General features: G+C 64.7%; 17 protein-coding genes. 9 read left to right on the top strand and 8 right to left on the bottom strand.

Going from position 1 to position 22,055, the window contains the following annotated elements:
• Positions 1 to 7 precede the first annotated feature (7 nt).
• Positions 8 to 250, bottom strand: coding sequence for a hypothetical protein (locus QX071_RS24210; RefSeq protein WP_315706198.1), 243 nt, complete (start codon positions 248 to 250; stop codon positions 8 to 10).
• A gap of 426 nt (positions 251 to 676) precedes the next feature.
• Here QX071_RS24210 and QX071_RS24205 point away from each other — a divergent pair, with 426 nt between their 5' ends.
• Positions 677 to 1,174: a hypothetical protein gene (locus QX071_RS24205; protein WP_315706199.1), complete on the top strand. Its 498-nt coding sequence runs from the start codon at positions 677 to 679 to the stop codon at positions 1,172 to 1,174.
• 181 nt (positions 1,175 to 1,355) lie between these two features.
• On the opposite strand, the gene QX071_RS24200 is transcribed toward QX071_RS24205, so the two are convergent.
• From QX071_RS24200 to QX071_RS24185, 4 genes are all read right to left on the bottom strand, one after another.
• Positions 1,356 to 3,713, bottom strand: a complete 2,358-nt coding sequence (locus tag QX071_RS24200) for an efflux RND transporter permease subunit (RefSeq protein WP_315706200.1) — start codon at positions 3,711 to 3,713, stop codon at positions 1,356 to 1,358.
• A 243-nt stretch (positions 3,714 to 3,956) separates the two neighbouring features.
• Positions 3,957 to 4,787 (bottom strand): ethanolamine ammonia-lyase subunit EutC, encoded by an 831-nt coding sequence (eutC, locus tag QX071_RS24195; RefSeq protein WP_315706201.1) that lies wholly within the window; start codon positions 4,785 to 4,787, stop codon positions 3,957 to 3,959.
• A 7-nt stretch (positions 4,788 to 4,794) separates the two neighbouring features.
• The gene (locus QX071_RS24190; protein WP_315706202.1) at positions 4,795 to 6,381 is read right to left on the bottom strand and encodes a B12-binding domain-containing radical SAM protein; all 1,587 of its coding nucleotides are present in this window, start codon (positions 6,379 to 6,381) and stop codon (positions 4,795 to 4,797) included.
• Between the two features lie 179 nt (positions 6,382 to 6,560).
• Positions 6,561 to 7,943 carry an ethanolamine ammonia-lyase subunit EutB gene (locus tag QX071_RS24185; protein ID WP_315706203.1) on the bottom strand — a complete coding sequence of 461 codons (1,383 nt, stop codon included), beginning with the start codon at positions 7,941 to 7,943 and terminating at the stop codon, positions 6,561 to 6,563.
• 328 nt (positions 7,944 to 8,271) lie between these two features.
• Between QX071_RS24185 and QX071_RS24180 the strand changes: the two genes are divergently transcribed.
• The 8 genes from QX071_RS24180 to QX071_RS24145 all read left to right on the top strand — a co-directional run bounded on the left by QX071_RS24180 (position 8,272) and on the right by QX071_RS24145 (position 17,285).
• Positions 8,272 to 9,999 (top strand): HAMP domain-containing methyl-accepting chemotaxis protein, encoded by a 1,728-nt coding sequence (locus QX071_RS24180; protein WP_315706351.1) that lies wholly within the window; start codon positions 8,272 to 8,274, stop codon positions 9,997 to 9,999.
• A gap of 230 nt (positions 10,000 to 10,229) precedes the next feature.
• Positions 10,230 to 10,775: a sigma-70 family RNA polymerase sigma factor gene (locus tag QX071_RS24175; RefSeq protein WP_315706352.1), complete on the top strand. Its 546-nt coding sequence runs from the start codon at positions 10,230 to 10,232 to the stop codon at positions 10,773 to 10,775.
• A complete protein-coding gene (locus QX071_RS24170; protein WP_315706204.1) occupies positions 10,772 to 11,431 on the top strand; it encodes a ChrR family anti-sigma-E factor in 660 nt (219 codons plus the stop codon). The genes QX071_RS24175 and QX071_RS24170 overlap by 4 nt, the downstream gene beginning before the upstream one ends.
• A gap of 70 nt (positions 11,432 to 11,501) precedes the next feature.
• Entirely contained in the window at positions 11,502 to 12,092 is a 591-nt protein-coding gene (locus QX071_RS24165; RefSeq protein ID WP_315706205.1) for a sigma-70 family RNA polymerase sigma factor, read from the top strand.
• Between the two features lie 88 nt (positions 12,093 to 12,180).
• Positions 12,181 to 13,461, top strand: a complete 1,281-nt coding sequence (gene nhaD, locus QX071_RS24160; protein ID WP_315706206.1) for a sodium:proton antiporter NhaD — start codon at positions 12,181 to 12,183, stop codon at positions 13,459 to 13,461.
• A 12-nt stretch (positions 13,462 to 13,473) separates the two neighbouring features.
• The gene (locus tag QX071_RS24155; protein ID WP_315706207.1) at positions 13,474 to 15,525 is read left to right on the top strand and encodes a PQQ-dependent sugar dehydrogenase; all 2,052 of its coding nucleotides are present in this window, start codon (positions 13,474 to 13,476) and stop codon (positions 15,523 to 15,525) included.
• Positions 15,526 to 15,879: 354 nt separating this feature from the next.
• Positions 15,880 to 16,776, top strand: a complete 897-nt coding sequence (locus QX071_RS24150) for an SMP-30/gluconolactonase/LRE family protein (protein WP_315706353.1) — start codon at positions 15,880 to 15,882, stop codon at positions 16,774 to 16,776.
• Complete coding sequence (locus tag QX071_RS24145) at positions 16,776 to 17,285, top strand: methyltransferase family protein (RefSeq protein WP_315706208.1); 510 nt, start codon at positions 16,776 to 16,778, stop codon at positions 17,283 to 17,285. Before QX071_RS24150 ends, QX071_RS24145 begins: the two co-directional genes overlap by 1 nt.
• Before the next feature lie 837 nt (positions 17,286 to 18,122).
• Here QX071_RS24145 and QX071_RS24140 read toward each other — a convergent pair.
• From QX071_RS24140 to QX071_RS24130, 3 genes are all read right to left on the bottom strand, one after another.
• The gene (locus QX071_RS24140) at positions 18,123 to 18,503 is read right to left on the bottom strand and encodes a hypothetical protein (protein WP_315706209.1); all 381 of its coding nucleotides are present in this window, start codon (positions 18,501 to 18,503) and stop codon (positions 18,123 to 18,125) included.
• 110 nt (positions 18,504 to 18,613) lie between these two features.
• Positions 18,614 to 19,492, bottom strand: a complete 879-nt coding sequence (locus tag QX071_RS24135) for a transglutaminase family protein (protein ID WP_315706210.1) — start codon at positions 19,490 to 19,492, stop codon at positions 18,614 to 18,616.
• Positions 19,489 to 22,032 (bottom strand): circularly permuted type 2 ATP-grasp protein, encoded by a 2,544-nt coding sequence (locus QX071_RS24130; RefSeq protein ID WP_315706211.1) that lies wholly within the window; start codon positions 22,030 to 22,032, stop codon positions 19,489 to 19,491. The genes QX071_RS24135 and QX071_RS24130 overlap by 4 nt, the downstream gene beginning before the upstream one ends.
• Between the last annotated feature and the right edge of the window lie 23 nt (positions 22,033 to 22,055).

Below are 22,055 nucleotides of genomic sequence, written 5' to 3'. Positions count from 1 at the left end.
CGAGGGCTTATTGGTTGTGGGTCTTCAGGACTTGATCGCAAGCCTGGCTGATCTTGGTGCGATTCTCCTTCAGGCAGGCCAAGACGGTGAAATCGCCCTGATCCATCACGGGCCGGCAGTATTTCTGCACGTCACGCGTACAAGCCGCCTGTTCCTCGGGAGTACCGCTGCGCCCAGCGGCCTGCTGTGCGTAAGCACCGGTGGAGACGGAGAGCGACAGCAGGGAAAGTGCAAGAAAGATCTTACGCATCTTGTTCCTTCATTCGACAGCCGGACATTCCCGACGACCGATGGCGTCAGGAAACGACCGTTCGGTTTGCAAGAGCCGCACGCCCTCCCAGCGCCCGAAACGCTGCCAAATGCGGCCAGATTTGCGTCCAAAAGTTCCGAACCGAACCGGCTCGGGGTCGATCATTTCGCATAAACAAGCTTTTGATACTAGGGCATTATTTTACAGTCGCGGTTTTTCGCATTTGGCTGTTGCATGCATGCCGCGCACACCGTTAGATGCGCCGCCGCCGAAACCACGAGGAGCGGTTTGCGGCTTCGCCAACCGCAGCCTTCGAACCGCGCCGCTCGTCCGTCATTTGAACCTCACTGGGTGCGGAGACACTAAGTGGTCGATGCGGCGAGACGTGTCTTGCGGAAGAGCGTCAATTTGGATGGGAAACTCGATATGAAACTGTTTGGCTCAAGTCTCTCTGGACGCGTGATCAAGGCCGCAGGTCTGTCCGCTGCGTTGATGCTGTCCGTGTCCGCAAGCTACGCCCAATCCGGCGGCCCGTTTGCCGGCTTCGACGGCAACTGGTCGGGCATCGGGACGGTCGCGCTGTCGGATGGGACCACCGAGCGTATCCGCTGCAAGGCCAACTACCGAGTGGCCGGCGTGACCCTCAAGCAGAGCCTGCAATGCGCCAGCGACAGCTACAAGTTCATCCTGTCGAGCGACGTGACCAGCGAGGGCGACCGCATTTCCGGCAACTGGAGCGAGGCCAGCCGCAACTTGAACGGCGAATTGCAGGGCACCGCCGGCCGCGGCCAGATCGAGGTGTTCGTGCAGGCCGCCGGCTTTGCCGCCAGCCTGTCGCTGCGGACGAGCGGCAACAAGCAGACCGTGAGCATCAGCTCGAAGGGCGAAATCCGCGGCGTCAATATCACGATGTCGAAGACCTGATGGTCCCGGACGCGATCCGACACATCCGAATTCGCCAACGGCCCTGACCTCGTCAGGGCCGTTCGTTTTTAGCGGTGGTTTGCTCAACGCCTGCGGCCAAGCGCTTCGTTCAACCTGTCACATCTGCGCGGGCGTACGCCGCCGATATCCCCCATCGGCCCCGTCATTCGAGCGGCCGCGATCACACTGCCTTGCGTCCGAACTTCTGCGCGATGTTGATCAGGAACATCGCCGTCGGGCGCAGGATGAAGAGGTCGGCGAACAGTGCCGCGACCATCGAGAAGGCGCTGAGCCAGCCGAACAGGCGCAGCGAGGGCAGATCGGAAAACACCGTCACGACCAAGCCGCAGGCCAGCACCACCGTGGTCAGGATCAGCGCGGGTCCGACCAGCACGGTGGCGCGTTCTACCGCGACCGCCGCGCTGACATCCGGCCTGCCCTCCAGCCGGAGGCGGTTGAGGAAATGGATGGTCGCCGACAGCCCGAGGCCGAACGACACGGTCAAGGCCACGACGCTGGCGAACTGCAGGCCCTCCCCCATCGCCCACAGCAGGGTACCGGACATCACCACCGGGAAGATGCCGGGCAGGATGCAGGCGAGCATCACCACCCAGGAGCGGAAGGCAAGCCCGATGAACATCGCCACCAGCGCGAACTCGATGGTCAGGCCATGGTTGAGCTTCTCGATCATGCTGGCGGAGTTGCGTGCGGCAATCGCAGCCAGCCCGGTGACTGCGACCTCGTAACCCGGATGCTTCTTCCTGACCGCGTCGAGCTCATGGTCGAGCTTATCGACCACGGGCAGGAGCTGACTGGAGTCAAGGTCGGGCACCCGGCCCGCCACCACGACCGCATCCTGCTGGGCGTCGATGAAACGGCGTACCAGATGCTCGGGGATCAGGTTGACATATTCCTTGAGCGTCGCGACGTCGTCGCTTCCCGCCTTCTCGGCGAGCCAGCGTCGCAGCGTCTCGACCGACCACACATTGCCGACCCCGGCCGCCTTCTCCACGGTGGCGTGGACGTCGGCGATCGTCTGCAATGTCTCCGGCGCATAGAGCGAAGCGCCCTTCGGAAACTGGATCAGCACGTTGACGGGATTGGCGCCGGTCAGCTTTGCGTCGAGCCGGTTGCTCGCGGCGACCGCCTGCCGCTTGTCCGGCACCTGGTCGGCCAGCCGATAGCGCGGCTGGAGATTGGCATAGATCACGGCGAGCGAACCTACGAACAGCACCGCGATCAAGCTGAACAGCCCCGGCCGGCCGACCATGCGGACCGCGATCCAGTAGCAGAAATTGCGCAGCCCCTGCACGCCGGCGTCCGCGCTCTGGAACTTGACGGCAAAGATCCGCTCATTGCGGACCAGCAGCACGCCGAACACCGGCACCAGCGACAACACCGCGAGCAGCGCGATGATCGTCGCGGCGAGCCCCGCCTCGCCGAATTTCCGGATCAGGTCGGAATCGGAGAATTGCAGCGCGATGAAGGAAATGCCGGCCGTCGCATGGGTCAGCACGCAGGCCGGGCCGACGACCAGGACCGCATTCTTGAACGCGGTATATTTGTCCTGCCCCGCGATCAGCCGGTCGCGCGCCGCGAAAGTCAGCTGCATCGAATCGGAGAAGCTGATCACCATGATGAGCGGCGTCATCACGTTCAGGAACATGTTGAGATTGAAACCGGCCCAGCCGAGCGCGCCGAGCGCCAGCAGAATCGCGATCAGCGGCGGAAACGCCGCCACGATCATGAAGGAAATCTTGCGGAAGAAGATGATCGCGATGATGCAGCCGGCGAGGATCCCGAGCACGTTGTAGGTGAGCCCGTCGCGCTCGACCGCGTTGCGGATTTCCAGCTGCATGACCGGAACGCCGGAGAGATCCGCATTGAGGCCGGTATCGGCCAGATCCTCCGTCATCAGCTTGCGGATGTCGCCGACGACCTTGCCAAGTTCGCTGCTGGCAACCACCTTGGGATCGAGCGACAGCACGACCAGCGCGAGCGTACCGTCCTCGGAGAGCAGCTTGCCGCGGATGATCTCGTTGGACTTCACCGTCTCGATGAACTTGTCGTAGGCCTCCCCTTCAGGAAGGTCGGAGGGAAACAGCGCTGCCGGCAGCTTGCCGGGCGCCGGCGCCTGGCGGGCCGAGAACAGCGAGACAAGGCCGCGCGTGCCATCGACCAATTGCAGGTCGGTGACGAAGTCGCGCAGCTTCTGCAGATTGTCGCGCGACAGCAGGTTCTTGCCTTCGACCACGACCAGGACGTCGAACTCCTCCGCCGGGAATTTCTTCGTCACCTCTTCGTACTGGTGGAATTCCTGGGTGTCGGACCGGAACAACTGGCTGAGCGAATCATCGATCTTGATTCGGTGGATGCCGAACACGGCGCCGACGATCAGGACCAAGAGCACGATGCAGGAGATGACCGGCGCCTTGACCGCGAGCAAGCCAATCCGCTCCAGGCCGAAGGCGATGCTGCCAAGCGGCCGCGTCTCGACCTTTTCGACATGGACTTCATTGTCGCGTCTGACTTCGAGCATGCCCTGTCCAGTCGTTGAAGCTCGGTCCTGGCTCAAGCCTGAGCAGAGAGGGCGAAAATAGGGCCGCTCAGCGCAGAATGATTGGCCGCATTATGGCCCGAAGCCGATCTTAACCCTTGAAAACATACGAAAATTCTTCGGCCCGTTTAGCAGGTCTCTCGCGCTGCTCGCAAGCGCACACCGCGACACAAGTCGGAGAGAGGCCATAATTTCCGCCTACGTCGCGATTCGGCCACTGCGGATTTAAGCCGATAGTTGCGGCGTACCGTCGCTCTCGTCCTTCAATGCAATGCCGGTCAGCTGGCGTGCCAAGCCCTCGCGGATCAGCCAGGCGATCTTGGCTGCAGCCTCGTCATAGCTGAGCCCGGCGCGATGGATGTTGGAGACGCAGTTCCGCTCGGCGTCGCTGCGGCCGATTCGAGGGGCGAAGGTGATGTACGCACCGAGACTGTCCGGCGCCGACAGGCCCGGCCGCTCGCCGATTAGCATCGCGACCAACCGCGCCCCCAGCAGCTCGCCAATTTCATCGCCCAGCGCGACGCGCGCGCCCGTGGCGATCACGATCGGCCCGAGCGTGAGCTTGGCGGCAGCCAGCCGGGGCGCCAGCGCCCGGATCAGGGCGACGGCGTGCCCCTGGACCGCTTTCGGGGACAGCCCGTCGCCGATCACGATCACGACATCCCCTGCTCGTCCCCCGGTCAGGGCTTGACTTGAAAGCGCCTGAGCCGAAGCAGGATCGAGCCGGCGGCCGAGATCAGGGCGGCTGAGATAATCCCTGCGGTTCGCGGCACGGCTTGCAACGGTGAACGCGGTCAGATCGAGCTGCGCCAGATCTTCAGCAACCGCAGCAGCATCGAAGTGCGCATGCACCGCATCGCGAGCGCGCGCGTGATCGAGCGTGAACGCGAGCAAGGGCCGGGTCGGCAGGCTGGCGCCGGCGCGTCCCAGCGCAAGGCGTGCCGGCGTCAGGTGACGCAGATCCGCCAAGGAGAGCGGCTTGACCGATGCTGCCTTAGGGGCCTGGGCGACCGGTTCCGGCCCGTCCGACGTCGATGATGCGGGTGTGTCTTTCACCGGCGGCTCATTCGGCGGGAACGGCGGCCTCGCGTAGCCGAAGCGAGTAGTTCGAGGCGTTCTGGTGACCGCGGGAGGCGGCGCGCGCGAACATGATCAAATGATGGGAAATCAGCGACACCGCGATGAAATTCTCGATCTCGCCGCGCTTGAGCTGGCCGAGAGCGAACTTCCAGAACGGCCGCCTATAGTCGCCTAGCACGCCGACCTTCCAAACGATCTTTGCGATCATGATGAGGCCGCGCCTGACGTTCGGCCAGCTCTTCATCTCGTCGCTGACCGGGACTTTGATCCGGTTGGCATAGGTGTGATCGCATTGATACTGGAAACGTGCGAACAGTTTTTCCGGCTCGTAGGCCTCCTCCATGCAGCGGCGCCAGGAGTCGAGCACCTGCTCATAGGGCATCAGGAATTTGACATTGGAATCGCGGCCGTCGTCGTGAACCAGACGGCCTTCACGCTCCAGGCGGTCCCACAGCGGTGTCTTCGGCAGCGCCTGCAAGAGGTTGATCGTGAGCAGCGGGATCTGCGATTGCCCGATGAACTGCAACAGCGCGTCCGTAGTTTGCGGCGTGTCGGTGTCCAATCCCATGATGATCCCGGACACCACCTCCATGCCGTAGCTGTTGATGGTCTTGATGCCCTCCATGATCGGGACCATCATGTTGTGGTCCTTCTGCATCGCCGTCAGCGCGTCGGGATCAGGCGTCTCGATGCCGCAGAAGATGGTGATGAAATAAGCCTCCTTCATCTTCTCCAGGATCTCGGGTCGCTTGGCGATGTTGAGCGTGGCCTCGCAGGCGAGCCGCATCACATAACCCGTGCGCTTCTGCCACTCGATCAGATGCGGCAGCAGCTCCAACGTCGCCTTGCGGTTGCCGATGAAATTATCGTCGACGAAATAGACAGAGCCGGTGACACCACACTCCCTGAGCTTGTCGAGCTCGGCGATGATCTGTTGCGGCGTCTTGATGCGGGGATTGCGGCCGTAAAGGCCCGGGATGTCGCAGAACTCGCACTGGTATGGGCACCCGCTGGAATATTGGATGCTACCGAGGAAATATTTCGTCACCTCGGCAAGCTCGTAGGCAGGGACCGGGAAATCGGTCATGGCCACGCGCTCTTTGGTCTGCAGCACGACCTGTTGCGCCGGCCGCGACACGTCGTGCGACAACAGTCTGATCAGTTCGTCCGTCGCGTCGCCGAGTTCGCCGACATGCAGATAGTCGAAATCGGGATAATAATCCGGACAGGCGCTCACCGAGGGCCCGCCGAGCGCGACCGGCAGATTGAAATCGTGGGCACGGCTGCAGACATCGTTGATCTGCTGCCGTTGAATATGCATGCCGCTGACGAACACGACGTCCGCCCATTCGAAATCATCCCTGCTCGTGGGCTGGATGTTCTCATCGATGAAACGGACTTGCCATTCTCTCGGCAGATAGGCCGCGATCAGGAGCAGCCCCTGCGGGGGCATGAAGGCCTGCACGCCGTCGGTGAGCGGATAGGCGTATTCGAATGTGCCGAATGAGGACGTATAGCGCGGGAACACGCAAAGAATGCGACGTACGGTCTCGATGCATTCGAATCTCATCGATCGTCCCTTGCGACATCATGCAAAGCAACGCCAGCATAAGGCCGTCACGCCCGACGCGCCACCACTTCCTTGAGATTTGACTTGCGGGAGATTCGACAGCGGCTCGGCGACGCTTTGACGCACGACGAATAGCCTATGTTCATTGCCGTTCGGAACTAAGACCTGCACCCCGCGGATCAGGCGATCAGGCGCGCGGCGAAATCAGGCAACAGGCCGTTGCCCGCGGCAGGCCGGCCGTTGCCGTCGCAGAGGCCGACCCGCACCAGCCATTCCTCGAACTCAGGGGCGCGCTTGAGGCCGAACAAATCGCGCACATAGAGCGCGTCCTGGAACGAGGTCGATTGGTAGTTCAGCATCACGTCATCGGCGCCGGGAACCCCCATGATGAACGTGACGCCGGCGGCCGCGAGCAAGGTCAGGAGCACGTCCATGTCGTCCTGATCGGCCTCAGCATGGTTGGTGTAGCAGATGTCGACGCCGAGCGGCAGGCCGAGCAGTTTGCCGCAGAAATGGTCCTCCAGCCCCGCGCGGATGATCTCCTTGCCGTCATAGAGATATTCCGGCCCGATGAAGCCGACCACGCTGTTGACGAGCAGCGGCTGATAGGCGCGTGCAACTGCATAAGCCCGCGCCTCGCAGGTCTGCTGGTCGACGCCGTGATGTCCATTGGCCGACAGCGCCGAGCCCTGCCCGGTCTCGAAATACATCGCGTTGTCACCGACCGTGCCGCGGCGCAGCGCGTGCGCCGCATCCAGCCCCTCGCGCAGCAGCGCGAGACTGACGCCGAAGCTCGCATTCGCAGCTTCCGTGCCGGCGATCGACTGGAATACCAGATCGACAGGCATGCCCTGCTCGATCAGCCGCAAGGTCGTGGTCACATGCGTGAGCACGCACGCCTGGGTCGGAATCGCGCCGCGCGCGATGATCTCGTCCAGCAGGCGCAGCAGACCGCCGATCACGGCGGGATCGTCGCTGGCCGGATTGATGCCGATGCAGGCGTCGCCCGCCCCCAGCACGAGGCCGTCGACGATCGAGGCCGTGATGCCCTTGGCATCGTCAAATGGATGGTTGGGCTGCAGCCTCACGCTCATGCGACCCGCCAGACCGATGGTGTTGCGGAAGGCGGTGGTCACCCGGCACTTCTTCGCGGCCAGGATCAGATCCTGGTTTCGCATCAACTTGGACACCGCCGCCGCCATTTCCGGCGTGATGCCGGGCGCAAGCCGCGCCAGCGTCTCCGATGTCGCGGCGTCCGAGAGCAGGAAGTCGCGAAAGCTGCCGACCGTCATCGACGCCAGCGGCGCGAACGCCGTCGCATCATGACAATCGACGATCAGCCGGGTCACTTCGTCGCGCTCGTAAGGGATCACCTGCTCCTGCAGAAATTGCGCGAGCGGTAAGTCTGCCAGCGCCATCCGCGCCGCGATCATCTGTTCGGCGCTATCGGCCGCGACGCCGGCGAGCCGGTCGCCGGAACGCGGCGGCGTCGCCTTGGCCAACAGATCGCGAAGATCGTCGAAGACATGGACGGTGGAGGCGATGACGTGGCGATAGACCATGGGTTCTCATCCATCTTCGAAAGGCGTCGCGCGACGGATCAAGGCCGCAGCCTATCATCTGGTCATGACCGCAGCGCAGCGATGCGATGCGATGCGATGCGATGGCGGCCTCCACAAGCTGCATTGCCGGCTTTCCGAACAGGCCAGGCCGGGGCTCATCCCTACGCCTTCGCGCCCCGCCGAAGCGACTGAAACTGCTTCCAAAAAGATCTTATGGTTGCATGGTAGTGGAGCACTCACCTTAACGCTTTGTCCATGACCACCGATGCATAAGGTCTTGACGACCGAGCTTGCCCGGCCCCGGAAGCGAGCCCGCATGACCGAGCCCATGATGTCCAGTCCGTCGACCTCAGCAATCCCGCCCCGTCACTCGCTTGCGGTGAAGCTCTATGCGATCTTCGCCTTGTTTGCACTGCTCACTGCCGCGATCACCTGGCTGTCCGACTACAATTCGCGCCGCGCCGGCGAACTGACGCACGCGATCCAGACCGCCAATCTCGCCGCGCTCAATGTCGAGCGCGTGAATTCGCTGGTCTATGCCGTGGTGATGGAATCGCGCGGCGTCTACATGTCGACCGACCCTGCCGTGGTCCGCAAGTACGGCGAGGGTCTGCTGAAGTTCAACAAGGAAATTCTCGACGTCGTCGGCAAATGGGAGGCGATCGTTCAGACAGATGACGCCGAGCAGTTCGCCACCTTCAAGAAGCGCATCGAGCAGTTCGTGGAGTTCCGCAAGGAGCTGGTGCGCCGTGCCAACGAGATCAGCCCGGCGGCAGGTCGCGAATGGGGCGACAACGACGCCAATCGTTCGGTGCGTTCCGCGCTGAACAAGGATCTCGAGGCGCTCTCCAAGGTCTATGCCGAACGCGGCCGCCGCATCGCCGACGACACCGAGACCAATCGGAAATTCTCCCTGCTGCTGACCGGCCTCGGCGGGCTCGCCATGCTGCTGGTCGTGGCCGGCGTCGTCATCATCGCACGCTCGATTGCCAAGCCGCTGTCGGTGATCACCACCACGATCCGTCAGGTTGCAACCGGGGCAAAGAACATCGTCGTGCCGCACGCCGAGCGCGCCGACGAGATCGGCGAGCTCGCCCGCGCGATCCGCGTGTTCCAGGAGGCGATGGCGCACAACCGCGACCTCAACGCGCAAGTCTCCGATGACGCCAAGATTCGCGAGGCCCGTGCCCGTCACATCGAGCAGGCAGTGGAGGAGTTCAGGCAGGCGATCGGCACCGTGATGCAGACGGTCAACCAGAACGCGGCTGCGATGCGCCGCACCGCCGAGACCATCAACCAGCTCACCACCAATGCCAATGAGCGCGCGGCGGCGGCCGCTGGCGCCACCACGCAAGCCTCCAGCAACGTCTCGGCCGTTGCCAGCGCTGCCGAAGAGCTGTCGGCCTCGGTCGAGGAGATCGGACGGCAGATCCGGCAGTCTGCCAGTGCGGTCGAGCAGACCGGCCAGCGCACCGAGCGGTCGATCTCGGAGATCGAGGGGCTCGCCGCCGCGACCCAGCGCATCGATGGCGTCCTGACCCTGATCCAGACCATCGCCGAGCAGACCAATCTCTTGGCGCTGAATGCAACCATCGAGGCGGCGCGGGCCGGCGAGGCCGGGCGCGGCTTTGCCGTCGTCGCCCACGAGGTGAAGGCGCTGGCCGGCCAGACCGCCAAGGCCACCGAGGAAATCAGCACCAATATCGGCCAGATCCAGACCTCGACCAAGACCGCCGTCGACGCCGTGCGCGAGATCGGTCACGCCGTGCGCGGCATCAACGAGATCACGTCCAATATCGCCAATGCGGTGGCGCAGCAGGACACCGCCACGCGCGAGATTTCGGTCAATGCACAGTCGACCGCGCAAGGAAACCAGACCCTCGTCGTCAATATCGGTTCGCTGCGCGATGCGATCGGCGAGACCAGCAGCGCCGCGGTCTCGGTACTGACCGCGTCCGGCGACCTCGACGCCACCGCCGAAAGCCTGGCACGCGAGGTGGAGAAGTTCTTCCAGAACCTCCGGTCCGGTCCGCAGGACGTCCGCAAGGCCAGCTAGACCCCCTGGCCTGGGTGCCCGACCGAGGCCCGACAAAATCCCGGCTTCGGTGATCCAACCCACGCATTCACGCGTTCTGGGCAGATGGAACCAGGCGCGCCAGGACGATGACCACCGGAGTTCGAGCTGCTAAACTTGCGGGATGGAACATCGCATCCCCCCGGCGGAGAGCGCCACGTTCGCCTCTAGGCGCACGGTTGCGCGACGTGAGCAGAAGGCCGAAGGCTAAGGTGGACTGGGCGGAATTGATTGGACGCGTCGCAACGCGCGGAGACCGCGAGGCGTTCAAAACCCTGTTCGAGTACTTTGCGCCGCGGATCAGAGGGTTTTTGATCAAGACCGGCTCGAACGCCGACGACGCCGAGGAGATTGCGCAGTCCGCGATGGTCGCGGTCTGGACCAAGGCCGCCCAGTTCGATCCGGCGAGCGCCGGGGCATCCGCCTGGATCTTCACCATCGCCCGCAACCTGCGGATCGATGCGGCAAGGCGCGCGGCGCGCGCTGGCCGACTCGTCGACGCAGAAGCGTTGGACGATGAGGCCGACCCGGCCCTGGCGGCGGATCTGATCATGTCGCGGGCTGAAGACGCGAGGCACGTTGCCGCAGCGATCGAAAGATTGTCCACCGAGCAATCCACGGTGATCCGCCTGTCGTTCGTCGAGGAGCGGCCCCATTCGGAAATTGCAACGGTGCTCGGCCTGCCGCTGGGGACCGTCAAGTCGAGGATCAGATTGGCGATGAATCGCCTGAGAGAACTGTTGGACGAGCCGACATGACGATCAGCCATCACCCGCCGGAAGACCTGCTCGCCGACTTCGCGGCCGGCAAGCTCGACCAAGCCGAGCAGCTCGTGGTCGGCGTCCATGTCGCGGGCTGTCCGCGATGCCGGCGTTTCGTGCACGCCATCGAACAGCTCGCCGGCGCTTCGCTCGAGGCCGCCCCGCCGGTCGCGATGGCCAGCGGCGCCTTCGATGCGGTCATGGCCCGCATCGAGAACGGGCCGAAAGCCCCGAAGATCGCGCCGCGGATCAGCGAGCCCGCGAGCCTCGATCCCGAGCTGGCCGATCTGCCGGAACTGGTTCGGCGCTGCACGATCGGCAAGCGCAGGCGCGTCGCGCCGGGCCTCAGCATGCGGCCGATCCTGCTCTCCGGAGGGGGCAACTCGCGCGCTTTCCTGCTGCGGGCCGAGCCGGGTACGCGGATGCTCGACCATACCCATTCCGGCACCGAGCTCACCTGCGTGCTGCGGGGCAGCTTCAGTCACACCGGCCGCCGCTACGGTCCGGGTGATTTCGATTATGGCGATGACGAGGTCGATCATCGTCCCATCGTGGGCGACGAAGGGCCGTGTCTGTGCCTGGTGGCCATGACCGGCGATTTGCGCATTCACGGCCTGCTCGGGCGGTTGATCAGCCCCTTCGTCCGGCTCTGACCAGTCCGCGCCGTAGTGATCCACGGTGCCGCCCCGCTCGTTTCGTATCGAGAAATGAGGGAGACGGACGATGCGATCGGAGCTGTTGGCGCCGCCCGGAGGCGTGGCACATCTGGGTGCGTTGCTGAAGGCCGTAGCGGCCAGTGACGACGCGGCCTTCGCCGAGCTCCACGCGCTCACCAAGACCAAGATGCGCAAGACGGTACGCGCATTGCTGCCCGCCTTGGCCGATATCGATGACGTCCTGCAGGACGGCTATTTGAAGATCTGGCGCCACGCCAGGAGCTTCGATCCGGCCCGCGCCTCCCCGATCACCTGGATGTGCACGATCATGCGAAACACCGCGATCGATGCGATGCGCAGCGGGGGCGTTCCGACCTCCGAGCTCGACCAGGCGTTGTCGGTGCCCGATCCTGCGGATGAGAACGACGACGACTTCGACTACGCGCGGGCCGAGCCGATCGCGCACCAGGCCTTGCTGCGGCTTCCCGAAGAGCGGCGGCAGCTCCTGGCGGCGGCCTATCTCGAAGGCGAAAGCCGGACCCGGCTGTCGCAGCGCTTCGGCGTCCCGGTGGGCACCATCAAGACCTGGCTGCATCGCAGCCTGCGCGCGGTGCGCCAGGACTGCCTTTCCAGCGCGCCCGAGCTTGCGGCAGCCTGAGCGGCACGCGCAGGCCGCCCTGCGCCGCTTGCTGCTCGCACCCTGATCGGTCATACCTGCGGCGAGCGTCCCTCGAACCCGCCTGGCCATGACCGCAGCCGTCGTCCTCGTCTTTGTGCTCGCCTACGCCGTGGTGGCGCTGGAACATCCGCTGAACGTCAACAAGGCCGCCACGGCGCTGGTCGGCGCCGGCCTGATGTGGACGATCTACGCGGTCCTGGGCGGCGATACGCATGACGTCACGGGTCAGCTCAACGACTCCGTCGCCGCGACGGCCCAGGTCATCTTCTTCCTGATCGGCGCCATGACCATCGTCGAGGTCATCGACGCCCATAACGGCTTCGAGGTCGTGACCTCGCTGGTCAGCACCTCCAGACAGGTCACGCTGGTCTGGATGATCGGCATCGTGACGTTTTTCCTGAGCGCGATGCTGGACAATCTCGCGACCGCGATCGTGATGATCTCGCTGATGAAGAAGCTGTCGGGGCGCGACGAGGACAGGCTGTTCTTTGCGGCCATCATCGTCATCGCGGCCAATGCCGGCGGTGCCTGGTCACCGATCGGCGACGTCACCACCACCATGCTGTGGATCGGCGGCCAGATCACGCCCTTGGCGATCATGAAGGGCGTGTTCATTGCGTCGCTGTTCAATCTGCTGGTCCCGCTCCTGGTGGTGAGCTTCGCGCTGCGCGGCAAGCATCTCGCTCCGCCCGCCGCGGAGCGGCCGACGACCAGTCCGATCGCCCTGTTCGAGCGTAACCTGATGTTCTTCCTCGGTCTCGGCATTCTGGTCCTGGTCCCGTTGTTCAAGGCGCTCACCCATCTGCCGCCCTTCATGGGCATTCTGTTCGGGCTGGGTATCCTCTGGATGGTCGGCGAGATCGTGCATCGCGAAAAGCCGCACGAACACAAGCACCGGCTGACGCTCGCCCATGCGCTGACCCGGATCGACATGCCCTCGATCGTGTTCTTCGTCGGCATCCTGCTGGCGGTGGCGGCGCTCGAACACACCGGCATCCTCGAGGCCCTCGCGGCCTGGCTCAACAAGACCGTGGGGCGGCTTGATCTGATCGTCATCGTGCTGGGCCTGGCCAGCGCCGTGATCGACAACGTGCCGCTGGTCGCGGCCTCGATGGGCATGTACAGCCTGGCCCAGTATCCGCCCGACAGCTTCATCTGGGAGTTCGTCGCCTATTGCGCCGGCACCGGCGGCTCGATCCTGATCATCGGCTCGGCGGCAGGCGTCGCGGCGATGGGTCTCGAGAACATTCACTTCTTCTGGTACGTCAGGCGGATCAGCGCCCTGGCGCTGCTCGGCTATCTCGCGGGCGCCGGCGCCTATATCCTGCAATACCATCTCATCCATTGAGGGCGATGGCCGATGAGCCGGACATGGCAGCAGCTGGTGTTCGGCGGCGCGCTCGCCTTGCTCGCGACAGCGAGCGGTCTCGCCTCTGCACAGCCGGCCAAGAACGGCTATGCGCTCGGCCCGGCGCAATGCGGCAGCGCCGCCCTGGCCTTCCCACGGCTCCAGCTCGATATGAAGGCCGGCTTCTGCGCCGGCCTCGTCGCGAGCCGCGACGACGGCTTGAAATTCCCGCGCGCCATCCTCCAGGTTCCAGGACAGAAGCTGTTCGTGGTCGCGGACATGGGTGGCTGGGGCCATGAGGACGGCCGTCTGCTGCTGCTCGATCCGACCGCAGCGGAAGGCCAGCGCCTCAAGGAGCTGATCACGCGCATCGCCTACCCCTTCGGCCTGGCGACCGGGCCGGACGGGAGGGTCTATGCTTCGACCGACACCAGCATCTTCCGCTTCGATCCGCTGGCTGCGCAGCCGAAGACCACGATCGAGACCATCGTCCACGATCTCCCCGGCCGGCGGCTGACCCTGCCTGACGGCACCCAGATCGAGGAGAGCGCGCACCCGTTGAAGCAGTTCGTGTTCGACAGGACCGGACGGCTGTTCGTCAATGTCGGCTCGCACAGCGACAATTGCCTCACGCCGGCACCGATCACGCAGCCTTGCGCGGTGACCGAAGGTAACGCGCCACTCGCCGCGATCTGGATGTTCACACCGCCCGCGGGCGGCATCTTCCCTGCACTCAAGGCGACCGACCCCAATCCGCTGCACGAGGTCTACGCGCGGGGCTTGCGCAACTCGATGGCGCTCGCGCTGCATCCGCGCTTTCCCGACGACGGCTACGCTTTTCTGCAAGCGGAGAACGCCCGCGACCTGCAGGACATCTTCGCCCCCAACGAGGAGATCAACGCGATAGAGCCCGGCCGGCACTATGGCTGGCCCTATTGCTACGACCTGACCACGCCGAGCCCGGAGTTCAAGCGCGTGCTGCAGGCCGGACCTTACAAAAATTTCTGCAGCACCAGCGCCGTGTACAAACGGCCTTTCTCGCTGCTGCCGCCACATGGCGCGCCGCTCGGCATGCTGTACTACAAAGGAGACAAATTCCCCGAGCTCGACGGCAGGCTGCTCGTCGGCCTGCACGGCTATCGGCCGACCGGCAGCCGCCTGCTCGCCTACGAGGTCGATGACCACGGCTTTCCGAAACTGAGCCCAGCGCCAGTGCGCTATCATGTCAGCTGCGCCGCCGAGCCGACACGCGCCTTCCAGACCGAATCCGGTCTCGTCCCCGCGGCCGCCTTTGACGAGATCATCTCGGGCTGGCACCGTGTCAACGGCATCAGGCCGCAAGGCGCACCGGTCGGCATGACGGTCGCCGATGACGGCGCGATCTGGCTGGTCGAGGACAAGAACCAGACCGTGATCCGCATCGACCGCACCAGCGATGATCCGCCGCCCGCCCTGCCCTGCGACACCAGGAGCGCCGCGCTGATCGATCAGCTTGCGCGCTTCGTTGCCGATGACGTGGCAAACCGTGCCCGGCTCACATCCATCCGCAAGGGCCTGATCGAGACACATTGTGCGGGCTGCCATTCCGAGTTCGGCCTGAAGCCCGGCCAGTCCGATCAGGACAAGGATCAGACCGTGCTGCGCTTCATGCTGGCCCAGGACGGCTGGATCTATCCTGGCGATCCCGACGCCGGCCGCCTACGCCAGCGACTGCGCGGGCTCGGCGCGGAACGGCTGATGCCGCCGGGTGGCGAAAATCTCCCCAGGACGGAACCCGGCTACACCAAGCTGCTTGATGTCGCCGATGAGCTGATCGCGACGATGGTGCCGGGCGTCCGGATGCGGGTGAAATCCGGCGGCCCGCCACACCGCAAATTCTTCGCGCGCGACGGCAAGGAGTGCGGCGAGATTCCCTTCGGGAAGGTCGTCGTGGTGACACAAAGAAGCGCTGACGGTAAGCCCGGGTTCAGCCGGTTCTTCCGGCCGGCCGACACTTACCTGAACGGCACCTGCACGGACGACGATGGCTACTACATCCAGCAGCAATTTCTGGTGCCATTGTGACGGACTCGGCGATCCCATCAGGCACGCACCATCCACAAGCGCGTCGCGCTCCCCTCCCCCTTGCGGACAGGGCCTTCGCATATGGGAAAAACTCGGCCAATGATCTCTCCCGCAACCGTCCTCCGAGACTCTCGCCTCCGGCGAGCTCCTCAGGACGAGGGCCGGTTTTGCGGTAACATGACAGAGCCTCATGGTGAGGGCGCGGCCAAGCCGCGCGTATCCGGACGATCTGCGCATCGCCGGGAGAACCATGAGGCCCCGATGCGCGACAGCCATCCACGCACCGCCTTCAAGCGAACGCAGCATCGCATCGCGCCTTTGCCCACGCTGCGCATCCCGCGCTTTACGTTGCTCATGGTCCTCGTGCTAGCAGCCATTCCCGCGACAGCCGCACCGAAATTGTTCGAGAGCAAGCAACTCACCCCGTCGGGCGAATACACCTTCGGCATCGAAGGCCCGGCGGTCGACAGCGACGGCAATCTCTTCGTCGTCAATCTCGGCAAGCCCGGCACGATCGGAAAGTTGGCGCCGGGAGCCACGGTCTCGCAGAGCTTCACCGCGCTGCCCGAGGGCAGCATCGGCAATGCGATCCGGTTTGATCGCAGCGGCACGATGTTCATCGCCGACTACAAGAAGCACAACATCTTTGCGATCGAGAAGGGCAGCACCGAGCCTCGGGTCGTGTTTCATTCCGACCAGATGAGCCAACCCAACGACATCACGCTCGGCCATGACGGCGCGATCTATGCGAGCGATCCGAACTGGAAGGGCCGTAGCGGCCAGATCTGGCGCATCGCGAGAGATGCAGACGGCGCCATGCAAGGCATGGTCATGACCGCGCCGCGTGCGATGGGCACGACCAACGGCATCGATCTCAGTCCGGACGGACGCACGCTCTATGTCGGGGAATCCAACAGCGGCGAGATCTGGTCCTACACCTTGGCCGGCAACGCGTTGCTCAACCCGCAGCTGATCAAGACGTTCGAGCCGAACACGATCGATGGCCTGCGCACCGATCTCAGCGGCCGTCTGTTCGTGGCCCGCATCCTCAAGGGCGCCATCGCCGTGCTGACGCCGGACGGCCACCCGCTGCGCGAGATTCATTTGACGGCAAAAGAGCCGACCAATCTCGCCTTCGGCGGCGAGGACGGCAAGACCGTGTTCGTCAGTCAGCGCCAGGGCGGCTTCATCGAATCCTTCCGTACCGACGTCGAGGGCCGTGAACATTGCCTGCAGAGAGGCGCGTGCTGATGCCGATCTTTCATTGGATCATCCTCGCCCTCTGGCTCGTGTTCATCGTCTATTGGGCGATAGCGGCCTTGGGCGCCAAGCGCAGCGTCGGCGGCACGATCTGGTGGCGACACTTGGCCGTTCGGCTGGCGGCCGCAGTGCTGATCATCATCGCAGTCCAGGTCCCTACCATTCGCCATGCCCTTCAGGCGGCACTGCGCGAATATCCGCGCAGCATGCTGGTGCAAGCGATCGGAACATTGCTGGCCGGACTTGGCATCGGCTTTGCGATTGCGGCGCGGATCTATATCGGGCACAACTGGGGCATGCCGATGTCGCGGAAGGAAGATCCCGAACTGGTGAGCGGCGGCCCCTACGCGATCGTCCGGCATCCGATCTACGCCGGCATTCTCCTGGCCCTGCTCGGCTCGGCGATCGGATACGGTCTGGTGTGGCTGCTGCCACTGTTGCTGTCGGCCCCCTATTGCATCTATAGCGCCCGCCGCGAGGAGGCGCTGATGTCCGAATAATTCCCCCGGCTTACATGCAGCGGACAAAGATGCTGCTGCCGTTCGTACTATGACGATACGTCGCGGCCCCATGGGGCTCGTTCTGCTGCCGCCCGACAAGCGAGAGGAACAAGCGCGGCACAACACCTGTTCTGCGATTGCCCGTCGGCCAAATCGATGCTGGGGATTCCTGCGAACGACGCGTAAAACCGCCCTGTAAACACGTCGCCGAGGCTTCATTTTTCCCGCGCCGAAAAACTCATTTATTCAAGCCGATCAATTTGATTGTGGCAGTCAAGCCGATCGGCCAAAATTTTTAGATTTCTTTTTTTCAGAAATCGTGTTCTTATTCGGCATCCCGCGCTCATTGAGGGGGCGTATCGCGATCGTCACGAACGTTGAGTGCGGGGAGCGGTGGGCGCATCTGGCTGCAGCGTGATCATGCACGCGGACGAACAGCACGACGCGCACGGTGAAATCGTGATGTCCTGATACCCCGACGCTGGTATCCAGCGCAACGCGCTCTCGGCGCGTTGTCGCTGACGCGACGGAGCTTCGCTCCGCGCGGACATGGTGACCAGAAAGCCCGGCGCACCAGGGAGACCACGTATAAGCCGTCAGACCATCGCGCAGGGAATGCCGGGTTGATCCGGCTGCACCTGTGGTACCTGCCGCCTGCATTTTTTTCGCAGGCGGGCCATGGGTGAGGCCATCACCCGGCATTCCCTGCACCCTCTTCCTGACAAGAGGGGCGAGCCGATCAGCATCACTCGGACGCGTCGCGTCGCGAGAACGCAGGTACTCGTCGTGTCGACTCAATTCGTGCCGTCTCTATCAGGCTCCGCCGTCATGTATGATCTACCGGCCGTACACGACCGGCGCGCGCCGCACGATCATTGGCGGCGGCAGGTCGCGCTGCCAGACGCGGCCGTCATCGAACTGGATGCGCACGCCATCGGGCGAATAGACGGCGCCCTCGTCGCGGGCATCGATCCACAGCCGGCTGTCCGGAGCATTCCAGTCGGGCCAAGCCTGATAGGATTCACCGGTCTCGGTGGTGAGATTCACAGCATCTCCGTTCTGGGTCACGAAGGCCGGCGCACCGATCATGCCGTCGCGGCACATCTGGATGCAGCGGTAGGTGCCGGTGAGATTGGGAAGAGGTTGCGCGGACGCACTGCCGGCAACACAGGCGGCCAACAAGCCAACTACAACCGATACACGTGTCATGACGATCACTCCATTGTTCGGAATGGAACCTGGCGGTCCCCCGCCCTCGGCCTGATCAAGCGCGACTGCAGCAATTCGTTCCGCCGGTTCCGGCGATCGAAACCGACTTTGCGGCGCGCCTACGCCACGGGAATCACGTCGACGGCAACGCCGAGCTTCTGCTTGGGCGAGCCGACGATGACGCCGTCCACCGGTGAAATGTCGGCAAAGTCGCGACCCGTGCCGAGGATGATGTGATCGTTGGCAACGATGAGGTCATTGGTCGGATCGAAGCCGAGCCAACCGAGCTCTTCGCCGCACCAGAGCGACACCCAGGCATGCGTCGCGTCGGCGCCCTGCAGGCGCGGCTGTCCTTCCGGCGCAGTCGTGCGCAGGTAACCGCTGACATAGGCGGCCGGCAGACCGAGCCCGCGCAGGCCGGCGATCATCACGTGAGCGAAATCCTGGCAAACGCCGTGGCGGTTGGCGAACACCTCGCGAAGCGGCGTCGAGATCACGGTCGCCTTGGGATCGTATCTGAACTCGCTGCGGATGCGGTGCATCAATTCGGCAGCTCCGGCAATGATGCCGGCGCCCACAGGGAAGCTCACAGCCGCGTAGTCGGTGACCGGCTTTTGGATCGGCACCAGCGCGCTGGCGAAGACGTATCCGATCGGCGACGACGGGCCGAGGCTGGTCGCGGCGAACGCGGCGTCGCGCACGGTCTCCCAAGCGGGGCTCGGGGCGCTGCGTTCAGGCGGCGTGCGCGACAATTTCACGCGCGAACGAGAATCGATGCGCAAATTGCGATGCGACTTGTCGATCACGATGCTTTCGGTCAGCGTGCCGAAGAAATCGCGCCGCGCGGTGCGCTCGACCGGGCGTGGGCGGATGTCGACGCTATGCGAGATCAGCTCCTGGCCGCTGCCGCTCGAGGGCTCCAGCCGCAGCGTGCAGCGCGCGAAGCTCACCGCGCTTTCGTACTCATAGGTCGTGACATGCCGGATGTCGTAGATCACGCCAGTCCCGTCAGCTTTTCCGGGCGACTGGCATGAGCCCCATGCGGAAAGTAGTGCTGCCCGATCGCGTCAGAGAGCGCGAGCAGATCCTGCTCCAGCGCGAACATGATCCTGGTATCGAGATGCGCGGCCTCCGCCGTGGTCAGCGCCGCTTGAACCGAAACGGCGAGCCGCTGCGGGCGCTCGATCAGTCCGTTCTCCTTCAGGACCGGCAGGCTCGCGATGTGCTCGTTCAAAGCTTCGACCTGGAACGCGACGGAGCGTGGATTATAGGGATCGAGCACGACGAGATCCCTGATCGGCGCGAGCAATGGTCCGATCAGGTAGCGCGAACGATAAGTGATCTGGCAATCCACCAGCGTGAGCAGGACGTCAAGATCCTCGGGCGTGGCCTCGTCATAGCCGAATTGGCGGGCGAAGCGCAGCGTGTTGATGCCGCGCTCGACGCGGCGGCCGATCTCGAGAAAGCGCCAGCCGGCAGCGCGATTCATGTTCTCCTGCGCAAGCCCCGCAAAGCTCGCGAGCGCGCTGAGGGTCGCCTCGGTCGCGCTGACGAGGCCGTCATCATCGACGATCTCCTGCGTGAGCAGCGTCGGCATCTCGGCGATCACCTGCCAGGCATCCGGCGACAGCCGCTCCCGCAAGGAGGTCGCGGTCCGCTGGGCCGCGCGCAACAGCGACAGCGCCGAGCCGAATTGCGCCTCGGCTTGCAGCGCCTCGGCGGCGGCGCGCGGATCCTGCCCGCGCGAGCCTTGCGCGATCGCGCCCCAGGCGAGCAGCAGCCGGCGGATGCGTTCGGCGGCCGCGAGCGTTGCGGGCGAGCCCCTGCCGGGATCGCGCTGCTGCGCGCCGAGTGCGCGGATCAGCCGCAACGTGGCTTCCGCGCGTTCGAGATAGCGGCCGAGCCAGAACAGATTATCGGCGGCACGGCTCGGCAGCACGCCGGCAATGCGCCGGATGTGCACGCTGTCCGAACCAGGCAAAAGCGTATGCGCCGCTACCGCCTTGTCAGCGACGACCCAGACATCCGCGGCGCGGGCGCCGTCCCCCATCGTGACCGCGCGCGCATCGGACTTGTCGGCGATCCGGCAGAAGCCGCCCGGCATGATCGCCCAGCCGTCGGCGGTAGCGGCAGCGAACACGCGGAGCACGAACGGCCGCGGCGTGATCTTGCCCTGCTCCCAGACCGGCGTCGTCGACAATCGCACCACCTCCTGGCCGACATAGTCGACGCCCCGCTCGGCGATGGCGGCCCGCAGCCGCTCACGGTCAGCAGCCGACAATTCGCCCGGAAGCACTGGACCGTCCGTGGCGAAGCCCGGCACGCCGCGCCCGTACGCGCCAGCAATGGCGAAGTCATCGAGCCGCGCCAACACCTCCTCACGCGCGGCCTTCTGGCCGCACCACCAGGTCGCGATATGCGGCACCTTCAGCTCCTCGCCGAGGACGCGCCGGCACAAGCTCGGCAGGAAGCCGAGCAGCGCCCGCGCCTCCAGCACGCCGGAGCCGGGCATGTTGGCGACCACCACCCCGCCCTTGCGCAGCACGTCGACCAGCCCGGGCACGCCGAGCCGCGAGGCGGCATCGAGTTCGAGCGGATCGAGCGAGTTGGAATCGACCCTCCGCAGCAGCACATCGACGCGCTTCAGACCGGCAACGGTGCGGATATGAACGCGATCGCCACTGACGGTAAGATCGTCACCCTCGACCAGCAGGAAACCGAGATAACGCGCCAGGGTCGCGTGCTCGAAATAGGTCTCGCTGAACGCACCCGGCGTCAGCAGGCCGATGCGCGGCTCGTCCCGGTCGGCGCTGGCGCGCAAGGAATCGCGGAAGGCTTCGAAGAACGGCGCCAGCCGAGCGACGTTCATGGACTTGTAGAGCGAGGAGAAAGCGCGCGACAGCACCAAGCGGTTCTCCAGCGCATAGCCGGCTCCCGACGGGGCCTGCGTGCGGTCGCTCAACACCCACCAGCGCCCGTCGGGCCCGCGACCGATATCGGCGGCGTAAACGCCGAGAAACCGCCCGCCGGGCGGCTTCATGCCCGCAATCGGACGCAGATATTCGCTGGAGCCGGCAACGGCGGCCGCGGGAATGGCGCCTTCCGCCACCAGCCGCCCCTCGCCATAGAGGTCCTGCAGGATGCGTTCGAGCAGTTCGGCGCGCTGGATGATGCCGGCGGAGAGCTGAGCCCACTCCGCCTCGTCGATCAGGAGCGGCAGATGGCTGAGCGGCCACAGCCGCTCGGTGCCCTCGCCCGGCGCGCGATAGGTGACGCCGGCCTCGCGCAGATGGCGGTCGGCGGAAGCGAAGCGCCGCTCGATGTCGGCAGGCGCGAGCGCAGCAAAGCTATCGATGAAGCGGGACCACACCGGGCGTGCCCTGCCATCGCCGGCGATGAACTCGTCGGGGATTCCAGGCAGCGGATGATAGTCGCGCAACCATTGCGCCACCCGCCGCGAGGCCGGACGCGCCTCGGCAGCCAGGCTGTTGGCGGCCTGACGGTTCCCCTGCTGCTTCGGGCCGGTCGCATCGACCATGCCTGCTCTCCTGCACAAAGCTG

The organism is Bradyrhizobium sp. SZCCHNS1022, assembly GCF_032484835.1.
In the GTDB taxonomy this organism is placed as follows: Bacteria; Pseudomonadota; Alphaproteobacteria; order Rhizobiales; family Xanthobacteraceae; genus Bradyrhizobium.
The sequence above is the reverse complement of the archived record's forward strand: the minus strand, read 5'-3'. Positions and strand labels throughout refer to the sequence as shown.